Source organism: Longispora sp. NPDC051575, from assembly GCF_040681875.1.
In the GTDB taxonomy this organism is placed as follows: domain Bacteria; phylum Actinomycetota; class Actinomycetes; order Mycobacteriales; family Micromonosporaceae; genus Longispora.
Genome location: NZ_JBFAZP010000004.1, coordinates 689870 through 706568 on the forward strand (window position 1 = coordinate 689870; position 16699 = coordinate 706568).

General features: G+C 72.9%; 12 protein-coding genes. 2 read left to right on the plus strand and 10 right to left on the minus strand.

The window, feature by feature from the left end; all coding sequences use genetic code 11:
- Positions 1 to 25 precede the first annotated feature (25 nt).
- The 7 genes from AB0M43_RS14010 to AB0M43_RS14040 all read right to left on the minus strand — a co-directional run bounded on the left by AB0M43_RS14010 (position 26) and on the right by AB0M43_RS14040 (position 8990).
- Positions 26 to 3175: a glycoside hydrolase family 3 N-terminal domain-containing protein gene (locus AB0M43_RS14010; protein ID WP_363724421.1), complete on the minus strand. Its 3150-nt coding sequence runs from the start codon at positions 3173 to 3175 to the stop codon at positions 26 to 28.
- A gap of 96 nt (positions 3176 to 3271) precedes the next feature.
- Complete coding sequence (locus AB0M43_RS14015) at positions 3272 to 4483, minus strand: alginate lyase family protein (protein WP_363724423.1); 1212 nt, start codon at positions 4481 to 4483, stop codon at positions 3272 to 3274.
- A gap of 144 nt (positions 4484 to 4627) precedes the next feature.
- Positions 4628 to 6412 carry a glycoside hydrolase family 18 protein gene (locus AB0M43_RS14020; protein WP_363724575.1) on the minus strand — a complete coding sequence of 595 codons (1785 nt, stop codon included), beginning with the start codon at positions 6410 to 6412 and terminating at the stop codon, positions 4628 to 4630.
- A gap of 119 nt (positions 6413 to 6531) precedes the next feature.
- Positions 6532 to 8061 (minus strand): glycosyl hydrolase family 18 protein, encoded by a 1530-nt coding sequence (locus AB0M43_RS14025; protein ID WP_363724425.1) that lies wholly within the window; start codon positions 8059 to 8061, stop codon positions 6532 to 6534.
- A 206-nt stretch (positions 8062 to 8267) separates the two neighbouring features.
- The gene (locus AB0M43_RS14030; protein ID WP_363724427.1) at positions 8268 to 8612 is read right to left on the minus strand and encodes a hypothetical protein; all 345 of its coding nucleotides are present in this window, start codon (positions 8610 to 8612) and stop codon (positions 8268 to 8270) included.
- Positions 8605 to 8814 carry a hypothetical protein gene (locus tag AB0M43_RS14035; protein WP_363724429.1) on the minus strand — a complete coding sequence of 70 codons (210 nt, stop codon included), beginning with the start codon at positions 8812 to 8814 and terminating at the stop codon, positions 8605 to 8607. Before AB0M43_RS14035 ends, AB0M43_RS14030 begins: the two co-directional genes overlap by 8 nt.
- A complete protein-coding gene (locus AB0M43_RS14040) occupies positions 8811 to 8990 on the minus strand; it encodes a hypothetical protein (RefSeq protein WP_363724431.1) in 180 nt (59 codons plus the stop codon). Before AB0M43_RS14040 ends, AB0M43_RS14035 begins: the two co-directional genes overlap by 4 nt.
- 194 nt (positions 8991 to 9184) lie before the next feature.
- Between AB0M43_RS14040 and AB0M43_RS14045 the strand changes: the two genes are divergently transcribed.
- Together AB0M43_RS14045 and AB0M43_RS14050 are read left to right on the plus strand one after the other, a co-directional pair.
- Complete coding sequence (locus AB0M43_RS14045) at positions 9185 to 10363, plus strand: helix-turn-helix transcriptional regulator (RefSeq protein WP_363724433.1); 1179 nt, start codon at positions 9185 to 9187, stop codon at positions 10361 to 10363.
- 83 nt (positions 10364 to 10446) lie between these two features.
- Complete coding sequence (locus AB0M43_RS14050) at positions 10447 to 11364, plus strand: alpha/beta hydrolase (protein WP_363724435.1); 918 nt, start codon at positions 10447 to 10449, stop codon at positions 11362 to 11364.
- A 16-nt stretch (positions 11365 to 11380) separates the two neighbouring features.
- Here AB0M43_RS14050 and glgB read toward each other — a convergent pair whose 3' ends face one another.
- The 3 genes from glgB to AB0M43_RS14065 form a co-directional block, all read right to left on the minus strand.
- Positions 11381 to 13252 carry a 1,4-alpha-glucan branching protein GlgB gene (gene glgB / locus AB0M43_RS14055; protein WP_363724577.1) on the minus strand — a complete coding sequence of 624 codons (1872 nt, stop codon included), beginning with the start codon at positions 13250 to 13252 and terminating at the stop codon, positions 11381 to 11383.
- Between the two features lie 77 nt (positions 13253 to 13329).
- Positions 13330 to 14637 (minus strand): glycosyltransferase family 4 protein, encoded by a 1308-nt coding sequence (locus tag AB0M43_RS14060; RefSeq protein WP_363724437.1) that lies wholly within the window; start codon positions 14635 to 14637, stop codon positions 13330 to 13332.
- Between the two features lie 12 nt (positions 14638 to 14649).
- Positions 14650 to 16629: an amylo-alpha-1,6-glucosidase gene (locus tag AB0M43_RS14065; RefSeq protein WP_363724440.1), complete on the minus strand. Its 1980-nt coding sequence runs from the start codon at positions 16627 to 16629 to the stop codon at positions 14650 to 14652.
- Between the last annotated feature and the right edge of the window lie 70 nt (positions 16630 to 16699).

Below are 16699 nucleotides of genomic sequence, written 5' to 3' on the forward strand. Positions count from 1 at the left end.
TCCTGTCGGGCGTGCCCCACAACCACTACCGGGCCTTGTTGTAGGCCTCCGTCAACCAGGTGACCGCTTGGTCGACCCGCCCCGCCAGCACCGCGTGCTCCGCGTCCGAGGTGAGCTTCGCCGTCGACGGCATCGCCGCCGGCCCGCCCTCGGCGATGGCCTTCTGCGCCACGTCCCGGGCCACCGACACCACCACGTCGTCCTGCGCGAACGAGTCCCGCGAGGACCGGTTCAGCGCCACCGCCGCGTCCTTCAGCGCCGCCAGCACGTCCTTCGGCGTGCGCACCGACCCGTCGGACCGCCACAGCCGCTCCTTCAGCGCCCGGTCCAGGGCCCGCACGGCGGTGGCGATGTCCCGGTCGCCGCCGATCCCGGCGAGCTGGTCGCGCACCTTCCGCAGCCGGTCGCGCGCGGGGTCGGTCCGCAGCCCCCAGCCGTACGCGTACAGCGGGTCGTACACCGCGTCGCCCACATTGGACGGCAGTTGGCTCTCGCTGCGGGCCCAGGTCACCGGCAGCCGACCGGTGAACGGCCGGTCCCCGAACAGCACGTCGGCGACGCCCGCGCCCTCGCTGCCGGGCAGCCAGGAGGCCACGACGCCCCGGGCGGCGGGCACGATGCCGGTGATGTCCAGCGGCCGGCCCGACACGGTGAGGACCACGCACTTCATGGCCGCGCACACCGTGTCCACGGCCGCCCGGTCGGCGACCGAGAGCTGGAGCGAGTGGCCGTTGCCGACGTCGCCGAGGCCCTCGGCGTACGGGGTCTCGCCGACGACCACCACGCCGACCGTGTGCCCGGCGGTCGGGGCGGAGGCGTCGCGGCTGTGGGTGACGGTGGCCGTGGGAGCGACCTGGCGGATGCCGGCGAGGATGGTGGTGCCCCGGTTGGCGTTGCCGGACTCCCCCTGCCAGGTCAGGGTCCAGCCGCCGGTCTGGTTGCCCAGGTCGTCGGCGTTGGAGCCGGCCACGTACACCTTCGCGGACTTCGACAGGGGCAGCACGCCGTCGTTCTTGAGCAGCACCTGGGACGCGGCGGCGGCCCGGCGCGCGACGTCGCGGTGCGCCGCGTCGCCGATCTCGCCGAGGTGGGTGCGGTCGGCGTAGGGCCGCTCGAACAGGCCGAGGGCGAACTTCTGGGTCAGGATCCGGGCCACCGCGTCGTCGATCCGCGCGCCGGACACCTCACCGGTACCCGCCAAGGCCGTGAGGCTCTCGGTGAAGTCCCTGATCGCGTAGGGCACCATCACCATGTCGATGCCCGCGTTGACACCGGTCTTCACGTCGCTGCGGTAGTCGCCGGGGATCTGGTCGATGCCCTGCCAGTCGGAGATCACGAAACCCTTGAACCTCAGTTCCCCCTTGAGGACGCCGGTGATCTGGTCGGCCCGCGCGTGCATCTTCACCGGGGCGGCGTCGGTGCCGAGCACCTGCAGACTGGAATACGAGGGCATCACGGTCCCGACCCCCTTGTCCACGGCCGTCCGGAACGGCGCGAGGTGCACGGCGTCGAGCTGCGCGGCCGTACCCCTCGTGACGCCCTGGTCCGTGGTGTAGGTGCCCGTGGTCGACGAGCCGTAGGCGGTCCCGCCGTCGCCGAGGAAGTGCTTGGCGGTGCCGAGTACGGCGGTGGGGTCGGCGAGCCGGCCGTCGTTCTGCAACCCGTCGATGATGGTGGCCATCTGCTGGACCAGCGCCGGGTCCTCCCCGAACGCCTCGTAGGACCGGCCCCAGCGTTCGTCGCGGGTCACGCACACACACGGCGCGAACGCCCACGGCACCCCGGTCGCGCGGGTCTCCGTCGCGGTGACCCGGCCGCTCTCCTTCACCAGCGCCGGATCGCGGGTCGCGCCCAGCCCGAGGTTGTGCGGGAACACGGTCGCGCCGAGCAGGTTGTTGTTGCCGTGCACGGCGTCGATGCCGTAGATGAGCGGGATCTGCAACGGGGTGGCCCGGGCGTGGGTCTGGAAGTTGTCCACCATGTCGGCCCAGGCGACCGGCGTGTTGGGGCTGGGCACCGAGCCGCCGCCGGACAGCAGCGAACCGAGCCGGTAGGTGACGATGTCGGCGCCGTTGCCGACGGCCGCGCGCTCGGCCTGGGTCATCTGACCGACCTTGTCCTTCAGGGTCATCCGCGACATCAGGTCCGCGACCCGTTGCCCGGCGGGCAGGTTCCGGTCCAGGTACGGCAGGCCGTGCGCGTTGATCACCACCGTGGCGGTACCGGAGCCCAGGGTCGCGCCGGTCGCCGTCAGCGTCACCGGGATGGTCTTCCCGATCGAGGCCGGGGTGCCGGCCGTGGTGACGACGGGAACCGTGCGGGTGGTCCCCGACGGGGTGCCCGCCGGGAAGGAGAGCGTGCCGTCGCCGGCCGTGTAGTCGACGCCCGGCACGGCCGTACCGCCGCCGAGGACGTAGCGCACGGTCACGTCCCCGCCGATCGGGCCGCCCCCGGGCTGGGTCACGGTCACCCCGACCTGGACGGTCCCCCCGGCGTCGGTCACGTACGCGTCCGTGGCCACGCCCACGCCCGACACCGCCGAGCCGTACAGGGCGACGTCGTCGAACAGCAGTTCACCGGTGCTGCCGCCCGGCAGGTTGACCGCGTAGCCCCACATCTGGGTCAGGGTCAGGCTGCCGTCGGTCGGCGCGCCGGACGGCTGGTAGTCGGTGCGCTTCACGAACCCGCCGAACGGCACCCTGACCTGCTGCCAGCCGGCGGCCGTGTCGGTGAACCAGGCCTGGAACAGCTCCGAGTGCTCGCCGTCGGTCCCGCCGTCCTTCAGTTCGAACTCGACCCGCTGCCCCGAGCCGGTGCCCTTGACCCAGAAGCTGAAGCCGCCGTAGGTGGTCCAGTCCCCCGACGCCGGCAGGTTGTGGCTGAACCCGCCCCACGCGCCGACGGTGTAGACGGCGCTCAGCGCGTGGTTGTCGGCCCCCGCTCCGGGCCGGTCGGCGGCGGGGGCCTGGGTCAGCTTCGGCCGGCTGGCCGCGTCGGCCCCGAACGGGAAGATGCCGGGGCTGGTCTCGGTGATCGGCGGCGTGCCCTCGAAGTCGGCGACCACGGCCGGGGCCGGCACCGCCTGGGCGGGCACCGAGGAGACCAGTGTCGCGACCAGGGCGGCGCCGGCCAGCGCGGCCGCCAGCCGTCGCCGGGCGGGAATACGTGGATACATGGGACACACCTCTCCGGGCACCAGAGTGAGAGAGCGCTCTCTGGCGCAGAGTAGGGGTCCCCGCACCCACCGGTCAAGCATTGACGCCGTTCGCTGTCAGGCGGGGTTGTCCGCGTGCGTGAAGGTCTCCCACGCCAGGAAGTGGCTCACGCCGGCCGGCCGCTTCGACTCCGTGTACCGCCGCGTCGTCGGCATGTCCATCCCGGACCGGGTGTGCAACGCGTTGAACCCCACCTCCGTCACCGGCCCCAGCCCCTTCTTCACCGAGCCCCCGCACAACGAGGCGGGTACGGCCGTGCCCAGTTCGTAGCGGGCGTGGAAGTAGAGGGCCTGGGAGAGCCGGGGCTGGGCCTCCGGGTACAGGTCGACGCCCTGGTGGCGGGCCGTCTCCGCGACGTGCGCGATGGCCGCCAGGCCCCAGCCCGTGTGGCCGAAGTCCCGGCAGGTCTCCTGGGCGAGGCCGTCGGTGAAGGTGGACTGGCCCTGCCAGTACCCGATGAGTTCCGCTCTGGTGTCGATCGACGGACAGTCGGCCGGGTAGCGGGGCAGCGCGCCGTCGGAGGCCAGGTAGATGTACGCCGGCAGCCGGGCCCGCCACGTCGCCACCGCGCGGTCGAAGACGGCCCGGTCGTCGAGGAACACCGCGATCCCGATGGCGGCGTCGGTCATGATCAGTTCCCAGTTGCCGTTCTTGCAGCCCACGTTGCTCGTCACCTCGGGCAGGTAGACGGTGCGCAGCGTCGTGGCGAACCGGCTGACCTGCGGCCACGAGGTGTAGGTGTGCTTGATCAGCTCGGCGGCCCGGGAGAAGTTCGCCCCCGCCCAGCCGGACTGCAACGGGGCGTTGCTGTTCGTGTGGTCCCGGATCACCGCCGACCAGGCGTCCATGATCGCGATCGACTTCCGCGCGTGCCGCGCGTCCTTCGTGACATACCAGAGCAGCGCCTGGGTGTACGCGGCCATCGCGTCCTCGCGCTCGTCCGAGCAGCCGTTGTTCGGATTGGACGACGAACCGCACTCCACGACGGCGCGCGGCCTCGGGGTCCAGGACAGGGACGCGTAGGAGCTGGTGCGCATCGCGTCGTAGGCGGACTTCCAGGGTTGGGTGCCGGCGAAGGCCTTGGAGCGGGCGAGGTCGAGTTGGGGACGGGAGAGGAGGACGCCGGGGTGTTGGAAGGCGGCGGCCGAGGACTGTCCGGTGACCGGGGCGGCGGCCCGGGGCGAGTCCTGATGGGCGGCGGCCGGGGTCGGCAGGAGGAGGGTGGCTGTCGCTAGGACGGCCGTGACCAGGTGCGTTATGCGTGCCATGCCTGAGAATGCGAGCGGGTGTTCCACGGGGTCAACACCGGTTCCCGCCCGACGGAAAGGGCTGGCACACCCCCGGGACGACCGGGGGCATGCCGCTGGCGGGCGCGCCGCCGACCTGCGGCGCGCCCGGGAACGCCGCCTCGACTACGGCAACGCGTTGAGGTACGCCCGGTGGCTCCGGGAGAACTCGTACCCGTTGAACCTGTCCCAGTTCACCGACCACGTCATCAGCCCGCGCAGCCCGGGATACACCCCGCGCGGCCGGTACGACCCGCAGTTCGTGCCCTTGGCCAGGCAGTCGAACGCCTTCTGGGTCTCCGCCACGGTCGTGTACCCGTTGCCCGCCTGCGAGGCCGCCGGCAGCCCGAACGCGACCTGCTCGGGCCGCAGCGCCGGGAACGCGTTCCCCTTCACCGGGAAGCCCGCCAGCAGCATGTCCGTCATGGCCACGTGGAAGTCGTGCCCACCCATCGTGTGGTACTGGTTGTCCAGCCCCATGATCGGCCCCGAGTTGTAGTCCTGCACGTGCAGCAGGGTCAGGTCGTCGCGGAGCGCGTGGATCACCGGCAGGTACGAGCCGGCCCGCGCGTCGCCCCCGTTGGTGCCCGGCCCGTAGAACTGGTAGCCGAGCTGCACGAAGAACGTCTCCGGCGCCATGGTGAGCACGAACTTCGCCCCGTACCGCGCCTTGAGGGTCCTCAACGCGGAGATCAGGTTCACGATCACCGGGGTCGTCGGGTTGCGGAAGTCCGTGTCGTTGGCGTTCAGCGACAGCGAGTGGCCCTCGAAGTCGATGTCCAGCCCGTCGAGCCCGTAGGTGTCGATGATCGCCGCCACCGAGGTGACGAACTTGTCGCGCGCCGCCGTGGTGGTGAGCTGGACCTGGCCGTTCTGGCCGCCGATGGAGATCAGCACCTTCTTGCCGGCGGCCTGTTTGGCCCGGATGCCGGCGAGGAAGTCGGCCTGGCTCTCCACGTTCGCGCACTCGGTCGCCGGGCACTGCCGGAACCGGATGTCGCCGGAGGTCACCGAGGTCGGCTCGCCGAACGCCAGGTTGACGAAGTCCCACTCCGCCGGCACGTCGCGCATCGGGATGTAGCCGGAACCATTGGCGAAGGACGCGTGCAGATACCCGACGAGTACGCGCCTGGGCAGGTCACCGCTGGGCGGCGTACCCGTCGGCCTGGTCTTTCCCGAACTTTCCGCCGTGTACGCCGAGCAGTTGCCCGCCCCGTCACACGCCCGCACCTTGAACCGGTACGTCGTGTCTGCGGTCAGCCCGGTGGCCGTGAAACTGGTGGCCGCGCCGGCCGAGGTCGGGACCCCGCCGTCCCGGGACACGTCGTAGCGCACGGCGCCCGAGTCGTCGGTGGACGCCGCCCAGCTCACGGCCAGGGTGCTCGACGTCGCGCCGCCGACGGCCGGGGTGCCGGGGACGGTGGGCGGCGTGGTGTCCGGGGCCACCGGCGGCCCGTCGAGCACCAGGTCGTCGGCGAGGTACGCGCCGGTGCCGTACCAGCCGTTCAGGTAGATGGTGACCGTGGACGTGGTCGCGCCCGTGGTGAACGACGTGGACAGCTGCGCCCAGGTCGCGCCCGGCTGGCCCCAGGTGCTCACGTCGGTGGTGCCGGTGCCGGTCGCGCCGAGGAACACGTAGGCGCCCCTGACCCACGCCGACAGCGTGTACGTCGAGGACGGCTTGACCCGGACGGACTGCTGGCAGCGCGCGAAGTCGCCGCCCTGCGGGGTGGCCTCCAGGGCGGAGGTGCCGCCGTGCACGGGGGTGGTGACGGTGCGGGCCGAGGCGGGGCAGGACCAGCCGGTCAGGCCGGTCTCGAAGCCGGGGTTGGTGGCGAGGTTGGCGGCGGACGCGGCTCCCGGGGCGGGGGCGCCCGACGGGCCGGCGGAGGCGGTGGCGGCCGGCGACAGTGCCGCGCCGAGGACGAGGGCGGCGAGGACCGCCAGGGGTTTCCTGCGCATGGTGCTTCCTCTCGGGAGGGGGCGCGGGGCGACCGCGAGGCCGCCCCGCACCGGTCAGAAGCGGTTCGCTACGGCAGCGTGTTCAGGTGCGGCTTGACCGAGTTGGCGAACGCGTACCCGTTGGACGCGTCCCAGTTGATCGACCACGTCATGACGCCCCGCAGCCCCGGCCACGTCGCCGGCGGCTTGAACGTGCCGCAGTTGGTGCCCTTGGCCAGGCAGTCCACAGCGTTGTTGATGGTCCCGGGCGAGAGGTAGCCGCCGCCGGCCGCCGAGGTGGTCGCCGGCAGGCCGAGGGCGATCTGGTCGGGCCGCAGCGCGCTCTGCAACTGGATGCAGGCCAGCGCGGTCACGAAGTTCACGGTGCCCTGGCTGTACGCGGCCATCTGGTCGCAGCCGAGCATCGCGCCCGAGTTGTAGAACTGGGTGTGCACGACCGTGAGGATGTCCTTGATGTTGAGCGCCAGCTTGAAGTACTCGGAACCGGTGCTCTGCATGTCGATCGTCTGCGGGGCCATCGTGATGATCAGGTTGGCCCCGACCGACGCCCGGATCGAGCGCAACGCCTGCCCCATGTAGGTGGCGCTGACCCCGTTCTCCAGGTCGATGTCCACCCCGTCGAACCCGTACCGGGTCAGGATCGACGTCACGCTGTTCGCGAAGTTCGTCGCCGCCGCCGCGCTGTTGACGGACACGGTGCCCTTCTCGCCGCCGACGGACAGGACGATGTGCTGGCCCCGGGCGTGCAGGGTGGCGACGTCCGCCCGGAACTGGGCGTCGGTGTAGCCGCCGAGCGCGCTCGACAGTCCCGAGTCGAGGGTGAAGGTCACGCCGCCCGGCTTGGACGGGTCGGTGTCGGCGAAGGAGATCGCCACCAGGTCGTAGCTGACCGGCACGTCGGCGAGCTTGAGGGGGCGCGCGCCGTTGGTGAAGTTCTGCCAGTACCCGGTGAGGGCGTGTTTCGGCAGCGGACCCGGGTTGGGGTTGCCGGTCGGGGTCGGCGTCGGGCTGGGGCTCGGCGTCGGGCTGGCCGTGGGACTCGGGCTCGGCGTGGGGGACTTCGTCGGGCTGGCGGTCGGCTTCGGGCTCGCGGTCGGCGACGGCCCGGCCGGTCCGGCGAGGTTCACGTCGTCGGCGTAGTAGGTGCCCTGCCCGTACCAGCCGTGCAGGTAGACCGTGACCGTCGTGGCGCTGCCGGAGGTGAAGGTCAGCGACAGGGGCTTGTACGCCCCGCCGGTGCCCGGGGTCCAGGTGGACGCGCCGCCGGTGATCCCCAGGTAGACATAGGAGCCGTTGACCTGGGCGGACAGCGTGTAGCTGGTGTTGGGCGCGACGGACACCGTCTGGCGACACTCGGCGGTGGTGCCCCCGGCGACCCCGGCGAGGGCGTAGGTGCCGGAGTTCGCGTGCCCGGTGACGACGCTGGCCGCCGGGTCGCAGGTCCACGGGGCGAGGGTGCCGGTCTCGAAGCCGGGGTTGGTGACATTGTTCGCGACGGGGGCCGCGAGGGGGGCGGTCGTCGACGCGAGGGCCGGGATCGCGAGGCCGACCGCGAGGGCCGCCGCCGTGACCGCGGTGGCGAGTGTCGCTCTTCGCACGGGATGCTCCTTGGGCTGAGGGGTAGAAGAACATGATCCCTCCCCTCAGCAAGGTTTGTTAACAATTTGGCGCACCGACATTCCAGATCCATGATCGACGGGTACAGGCGGGAGGCGCCCGGGCCCGCGCGCACCCGGTGCTCGGGGACTCCGTGGCTGCGCCCGGGCCGTCGGCGCTGAGGGTCCCCGCCTCGGCCCCGCGCACGTCAGTCCAGGTATCCGCCGATGCGGACCGAACTCTCCCGGGGGCCTCCGAAGGACGGGTCCACCCACACGACCTCCGACCGGCCACCGTGGCCGTGCACCCGCATCAGGTCGTCCAGCGAGTCGAACACGCAGAACTGGGCCACTCCGGTGGTCGTCCCCAGCCATCGCAGAACCACCCGGTCGTCGGACCAGGCCACGCCGTAGCCGACGATCCCGAGACCGCTGACTCCGGTCGGGTCGTCCCAGCGACGCAGGGCGAACCTGCGCGGTGGCCGGGGCATGTCCGGGTCGCCGTCGCGGGGAGACTCGGGGATCCGGGCCGCCGACGAGTAGTAGTCACCCACTGTCCACCACCGTCAGGGCGTTGCGTGCAGTGTCGGCCGGCCAGCAGGGAAACGGGTTCTCGGAAGCCGAGGCCACCGCGCACCCTTCACACGCGTTCGTGCCTTCGGCGGGCCGGTGCACTTCCAGGACCAACTCCGCCAGCAGGCGGATCAACGCCTTGATCGGGGACACCGCCTCAGCCCCGACCGACAGGGCGCTCACGCGAGCAAAGCCCGGGCGACCAGCATCGGGTACGCGATCCGTCGGCTCTCGCACGGCCACCTCACATCGGCGGTCCCCGGTGTCCGGCAGCCCAGACACCAGCCGCCCGGGGACTCCGTGTGCAGCCGCATGACCGCCTCGGCCTGCTCTACCGACAGCACCACCGCGTCGTCCATCTCCAGCACCTTCCGTAGCTCGAACGGGCGGCTCCCCGCCCATGGGTGGGAACCACCACCCGAACGAACGAGGAGCGCCCCGCACTCAGCGTGGCGGGTACAGTGGGCGTCCGGGAGTTGTCCGAAGTTGCCAGTCATGTCAGGCAACGCGGGAATGCCCGGTCACGCCAGCGGACCATGGCAACGTACGGCGGGTGACGGACGTGGCGACATTCGGCGACACACTCAGGCGGCTGATGGCCGAGCGCGGGATGACCCTCGGCGCGCTCGCGGAACGGGCGCTCTTCGACAAGGGGTACCTGTCCAAGGTCCTCAATGGGAAGAAGCCGCCGAGCGAGGCCGTGGCGAAGGCGTGCGACGCGGCCCTGGCCGCCCGGGGCGAGCTGGTCTCCGCCGCGCGGCTGGACCTGGTGGCGGCCCGCGACGCGCAGCCTTGGCAGACCGCCGAGCTGATCCACCGGATCCAGTCGTCGGACACGTCGGCATCCGCCCTCGAAGGGCTCGACGCGACGGTGTTCGAGCTGTGCTGCCAGTACCCGTATCGCGATGCTTCTGATCTTCGGCGCGAGGCCCAGGACTGGTTGCGGCGGGTCGCTGACCTGCTGCGCCGGCCGGTCGGACTGCGACAGCACCGGGAGCTGCTGGTGGCCGCCGGGAGGTTGGCTCTGCTCATCGGGTGCGTCGAATACGACATGGGACTGCGGGCCGGCGCGGAGGCCACCCGGATCGCCGCCCGGCAGCTCGCGCACGAGGCCGGCAGCGCGGAGATCCTGGCGTGGACGCACGAGTTGAGCGCCTGGTTCGCGCTCACCCAGGGGCGCTACGAGAGCGTGGTCGACGAGGCGGCCGCCGGGGTCGCGGTCGCCGGTTCGCATCCCGTCACGGTGCAGCTGTTGGCGCAGCGGGCGAAGGCCAAGGCCCGGATCGGTGACATCGAGTCGGTCCGGCGGGCGCTGGGCGAGGGCGCGGACCTGCTGGCCGCGATGCCCCGGCCGGACCGTCCCGACCATCACTTCGTGGTCGACCCCGACAAGTGGGACTTCTACGCGATGGACGCGTACCGGCTCGCGGGAGCCGACGATCTGGCTGCGGAGCACGCTCGGCAGGTGCTCGCAAGGTCGCGGCGGCCGAATGGTGGCGAGGCGTCACCGATGCGGGCCGCCGAGGCGCGGTTGACGCTCGGGGTGGTGGCGGCGCGGGCGGGGGACCTGGAGGAGGCGCTGGTCCGGGGCACCGAGGCACTCGGCGGCGACCGTAGGTCACTTCCGTCCCTGGTCATGGTGGCGAGCGAGCTGGAGTCGACCCTCCACGAGCTGTACCCGGAAGAGCCGGGCACGCGCGGGTTCACCGACCATCTGAGGTCCGTCGGCTAGGTCCGCGATCTGCGGACACCGGCCCTCGTGGCGTGTCAGGGCCGTGTCAGGGGCGTGTCCGGCCGGCCGCCGACAGTTGCCGCATGACAACGAACAGCACCCCCGCGACCCAGACCACCACCCCGCCGGTCGGAGGCTTCCAGGAGCTCGACGGCCGCCGGCTCTTCGTGCACACCTCCGGCACCGGCGGACCGGCCGTCGTGTTCCTGCCGGGTGCCAGCGCGATCGGCCTCGACTACTTCGGCCTCCAGCAGCTGGTCGCCGAGTTCAGCACCGCCGTGGTGTACGACCGCGCCGGCACCGGGTTCAGCGACGACGCGGAACTGCCGCGCACCGGAGAGGCCGTCGCCACGGAGCTGCGCGAACTGCTGGCGGCCCAGGGCATCCCCGGCCCGTACGTGCTGGTGGCGCACTCCCTCGGCGGGGCCTACGCGCACCGGTTCGCCCAGCTGTACCCGGAGGACGTCGCCGGGCTGGTCTGGTTGGACGCCTTCCACCGCGAGTGGGACGCGTTGCTGCCGGCGGAGGCGAGCCTGGCGGCCGGTGAGGAGATGGCGCCGTCGGAGGAGCAGCTCCGGCAGGCGTTGCCGTTCATCCGCGACATGGTCGGCGCGATGTTCGTGGACTTCCCGGCGGAGGTGCGCGAGGCCGCGGTCGACTACCACGTGAGTGACCGGTGGATCCAGGTCGGCATCGTCGAGCGCGCCTCGACGACCGCGCTCGCCGCCGAGCTCAACGCCGGCCCGGGCATGCCCGACGTGCCGGTGGTCGCGCTGACGCCGCTGGGGGTCGACCCGGTGCAGGCGTCGCTGATGTCGGCGGAGACGCTCCAGAAGGTGCACGACGGAAAGTCGCGGTTGGACGCGAACCTGGTCGGGCAGGTCACGCACGGCGAGCAGCGGGTGCTGTCGGACACGAACCACAGCCAGCTGATCACCGAGCGGGCCGACGCGGTGGTGGCGGCGATCCGGGACGTGGTGGACCGGGCAGCGGGCGCCTAGTCCGTCAGGGGTCGGCTCAGGTCCCGCCGGCCTCCCGGTGCGGCACCAGCCACACCGCCGCGTGTGGCCCGAGCTGCACGAACGCCGAGGCCGGCTGCCCGTCCCACGGCGTCGGCGCCGCGAGCAGACTCCCCCAGCACCCCACGTCGGAGCCCCCGTACAGCCGGGAGTCGGTGTTGAGCACCTCCCGCCACCGCCCGGGGAACGGCAGCCCCACCCGGTGGTCGGCCTGCGGGGTGCCGGCGAAGTTGACGACGCACGCGACCACCGACCCGTCCGGCCCCCAGCGCAGGAACGCCAGCACGTTGCTGTCCCGGTCCTGGCAGGAGATCCACTGGAACCCGTCGCGGTCGGCGTCGCGCGCCCACAGGGCCGGGCGGTCCCGGTAGAGCAGGTTCAGGTCGCGGACCAGTGCCCGGACCCCGGCCGCCCCGGGCTCGTCGGCGCCGGACCAGTCGAGCCCGAGGTGTTCGCTCCACTCGCCCTCGGCGCCCAACTCGAAACCCATGAAGAGCAGTTTCTTTCCGGGGTACGCCCACATGTAGGCCAGCAGTCCGCGCACCCCGGCGAGGCGCTGCCACCGGTCCCCGGGCAGCTTGGCGAGCAGGGCGCCCTTGCCGTGTACGACCTCGTCGTGGCTGATGGCGAGGAGGAACTGTTCCTCGAAGGCGTACATGGACGGCCAGGTCACGTCGTCGTGGTGGTAGCGCCGGTGCACGGGGTCGCGGGCCAGGTAGGACAGGGTGTCGTGCATCCAGCCCATGTTCCATTTCAGGCCGAAGCCGAGGCCGCCCCACTCGACGGGCCGGGACACGCCGGGCCAGGCGGTGGACTCCTCGGCGATCATGACGACGCCGGGTGAGCCCTGGTAGACGGCGGTGTTCAGTTGGCGGAGGAAGCCGATGGCCTCGGTGTTCTCCCGGCCGCCGTGGTGGTTGGGTTCCCACTGGCCGGGGCCTCGGGAGTAGTCGAGGTAGAGCATCGAGGCGACGCCGTCGACCCGGAGGCCGTCGATGTGGAACTCCTCGCACCAGTACTGGGCGCTGGCGACGAGGAAGTTGCGGACCTCGGGGCGGCCGTAGTCGAAGATCAGGCTGCCCCAGTCGGGGTGGGTGCCCCGGCGCGGGTCGGGGTGCTCGTAGAGGGGTTCGCCGTCGAACCGGGCGAGCGCCCAGTCGTCGGCGGGGAAGTGCGCGGGTACCCAGTCGAGGAGGACGCCGATGCCGGCCTGGTGCAGCCGGTCGATGAGGTACCGCAGGTCGTCGGGGTCGCCGAACCGGGCGGTGGGGGCGAAGTACCCGGTGACGTGGTAGCCCCAGGAGCCGCCGTACGGGTGCTCCATGACGGGCATGAACTCCACGTGCGTGAAGCCCAGGTGCCGCACGTGGCCGACGAGCTGCTCGGCGAGGTCGCGGTAGGACAGGCCGGGGCGCCAGGAGCCGAGGTGCACCTCGTACACGGAAAGGGGTCGTGCGTGGTGGTCGGCGGTGCGGCCCGCGAGCCAGGCGGCGTCGCCCCAGGTGTGGTGGGACTCGTGCACGACGGAGGCGGTGTGCGGGGGGCATTCGGTGGCGGCGGCCATCGGGTCGGCCCGGTCCCGCCAGGACCCGTCGGCCCCGTGGATCCGGTACTTGTACCGCTGCCCGGGGCTGATCCCGGCGACGTGCCCGGCCCACACGCCGCTGGTGCCGAGGGGTTCGAGGCGGACGCCGTCGTGCGGGGCCCAGCCGTTGTGGTCGCCGACGACCCGGACCTCGCGGGCGCGCGGGGCCCACACGGCGAACCGGCAGCCGTGCGCGTCGGGGTGCGCGCCGAGGACCGTCCACAGGCGTTCGTGGCGGCCCTCGCCGAACAGGTAGAGATCGAGGTCCCCGGGCCCGGCCGCCACCGAGGGCCGGTCAGAGGCCGCCTCCGGATGACCGGCCCGGTCGGCTGTCCCGGGCCGGCCCGGCCGGTGCGCCGTCGTCACGGGGTGGTGGTGAGGGCGAGCAGGTTCCCCTCGGGTACCACGATGGGTGGCCGTTCCCCGATCGGCGGCACCCGCGGGCTGAGCACGGAGGCCTCGTCGATCGCGGCCGCGTACGCCTGCGCGGTGGTGGCCGCGATGGTGGGCCACAGGTAGTTCTTGCGGATCATGGCCCGGGCCTTGGCGACCATTCGCTTGGCGGCCTTCGGGTCCTCGATCAGCCGGGTGACGGCGTCGGCGAGCGCGGCGGGGTCCCCGGGGCCGAACGCGAGCCCGGTCCGGCCGTGCTGGACGATCGCGAGCAGGCCCCCGGTGGCGGCGGCGGCGAGCGGCGCCCCGGCGGCGGACGCTTCGAGGGCCACCATCCCGAACGGCTCGTACAGGCTGGGGACGACCACGGCGTCGGCGACGGCCAGCAGCGCGGCCAGTTCGACCTCCTCCATGAAGCCGCAGAACTCGACGTCCTGGCCGAGCCGGGCGCACAGGTCGGCGAGTTCGGGGCGGTGCGGGCCGTCGCCGGCGATGACGAGCCGCAGGCCGGGGTGCCGGTCCCGGAGTACCGGCAGGGCGCTGATCAGGTCCTGGACGCCCTTCTCGTAGACGAGGCGGCCGGCGTAGACGACGAGCGGGCCGTCGTGGGCGGTGTAGCTTTCCCGGGCGCGTTCGACGGCCTTGCGGGGGGCGCGCCACCGGCGGTCGTCGACGCCGTTGGGGATCACCTCCACGGCGGCGTCGTGCAGTTCGAGGAGGCGGGTGACCTCCCATTTCATGTACTCGGAGCACACCAGCACCCGGCTGGCCTCCCGCGCCAGCCACCACTCGACGGCGTGGATGCAGCGGTTCATCTCCTCGGGCAGCCAGCCCTGGTGCCGGCCGGCCTCGGTCGCGTGGATGGTGGCGACCAGCGGCAGGCCGAGGTGTTCGGTGAGCGTGACGGCGGTGTGCGTGACGAGCCAGTCGTGGGCGTGGATCACGTCGAACTCGGCGGTGGCGGCGGCGCGCAGGGCGGCGCGGGTCAGGGCGTGGTTGAACGCCATGGTCCAGGCGAGCAGCGACGAGGTGGCCAGCGGGAACGGCGGCGGGTCCTCGGGGGCGCGGACGACCCGGACCCCGCCGCGCATCTCGTCGACGGGCAGGCCGGGGGCGTGCCGGGTGACGACGGTGACCTCGTGGCCGGCGACGGCGAGCTGGGTGGCGAGGGCGTGCACGTGCCGGCCGAGGCCGCCGACCATGACGGGTGGATATTCCCAGGCCAGGATCAGAACCCGAAGCGGTCCGGTGGGCACGGTCGGCGTTTCGGGCGTCATGACGCGGTTCCCCTACGACTGTCGAGTGTCAGCTGAGCGCCACGGACGGGTGCGCAGCACTTCGGCGACCGACCAGGCCTGGAAGGGGCAGCCGGTGGCGCGGTGGGGCGGATCTCCGTCCGTGGTTTCGCTGATCGAGCCTAGTCCAAATTCTGACAAATGCCTTTCAACACCCCCAAAAAGATCATTGACGGGTACGCCGGCCCGCGCACACGCGCCCGCGTACGGCCCCAGCAGCCAGGGCCACACGGTGCCCTGGTGGTAGGCGGCGTCCCGCTCGGCCGGCCCGCCCCGGTGCGTCGGGCGGTAGTCGAGCGCGCCCGGCGTGAGGCTGCGCAGGCCGAGCGGGGTGAGCAGGCGGGCGCCGAGCGCCGCGAGCGGGCCGGGTTCGGGGAGCAGCGGCCCGTCGGGCAGCGACCAGGCGAGCAGCTGGTTGGGCCGGACGGCCGGGTCGTCGCCGGCCGGTCCGTCCACGACGTCGTACAGCAGGCCGTCCGGGCGCGGGTACCGGCGGGCGAACGACGCGACCGCCCGGGCGTGCGCGGCGCCGGCCGGCCCGGGTGCCTCCCCGACCCGGGCGGCGAGGTCCGCGACCGCCGCGAGGGCGTTGATCCACAGTGCGTTGACCTCGACGGGCTTGCCGGTCCGGGGTGTCACGGGCACTCCGTCGACCCGGGCGTCCATCCAGGTCAGGGCCACGCCGGGCGCGCCCTGGCGGAGCAGGCCGTCGGCGGGGTCGACCCCGATCCCGTACCTCGTTCCGGCGAGGTGGGAGGCGATAATCTCGGTCAGGTGGGGCAACAGCTCCGCCGCGAGGTCTATATCACCGGTGGCGTGCACGTGCCGGGCCACGGCGTGCGGGAACCACAGGCTCGCGTCCGCGCTGTTGTACTCCACCGCCCCCGTGTCGGCCGTGTTCGCCAGCATCCCCTCGGACAGCGTCGCCGCGTACCCGGTGAGGAGTTCACGGCCCTCGGCGGTCCAGCCGGTGGCGAGGAACAGGCCCTCGTAGCAGGTCAGGGTGTCGCGGGTCCACGGGCCGAACCAGGGGTAGCCGGCGACGACGTCGGGGCCGGTCGGGGTCGTGACGATGAAGGAGGCGGCGGCCACCCGCAGGGTCGCGGCCACGGGGTCGCCGGCCGCGCCGGCCGCGATGGCCCGGAGCCGGCGGCGGGCGGTGTCGAGGACGACCTCGACGGGCGGCGGGCGCGTGTCGAGGCCCCCGGCGGTCCCGGCCGGGCGGCCAGCCGGGACCACGCCCGCGCCGCCCGCCTCCCCGGCCCACGCCGACACATCCAGCACCGCCCCCGGCCCGGCCAGGTCCGCCGTGAACGTGCCCGCGTGCCACAGGTCCTCCTCGGCCGCCAGCCCCCGGGCGGCCTCCTCCCGGTGACGCACCCCGCGCCACCAGTCCCCGGTGGCCGCCCAGCTCGGCCCGGCCAGCCGGTACGCGCCGTCGACCAGCACCCCGTCGGCGACCGGCTCCACGGCGGGCGGCGGGCCCCCGGCGGTGCGTTCGCCGTGCGCGTCCCGCCAGGTGCACAGCGCGTCGAGCACGAGCCGCACCGGCCCGCCGGCGAGCAGCCGGTGCCGGACCGCGAGCGAGGACCGGCCGGTCTCCATGGCCAGGGTCCGCTCGAGCAGGACGTCCCCGATCCGCCACCGCCAGCACGGCAGCCCGTCCACCAGCGCGAAGCTCTCCAGGTACGCGTGCCCGGCCGGCTCGACCGCCCCCGACGCCCACTCGTGGACGCCGAGCCGGACCCGCGCGCCGGACGGCCAGGTGAGCACGGGGTCCAGGGCGGCGAGCCCGAGGTGCCGGGCCCCGGGGCGGGCGCCGGGGACGACGAGCAGGCCGTGGTACCGGCGGGTGCGCAGCCCGGACACGGTGCCCGTGGCGTAGCCGCCGAGCCCGTCGGGGACCAGCCACTCCCGGGTGCCGCCCTCGGCGAGGTCGCCGCAGACCTGGGTTCCGAATCCGATCGACAGCACGTGACCCCCGCAACCCCGAAAAACGAACAATCCACATTCTTACCGCAATACCAGGCAAAATCATGGCGTG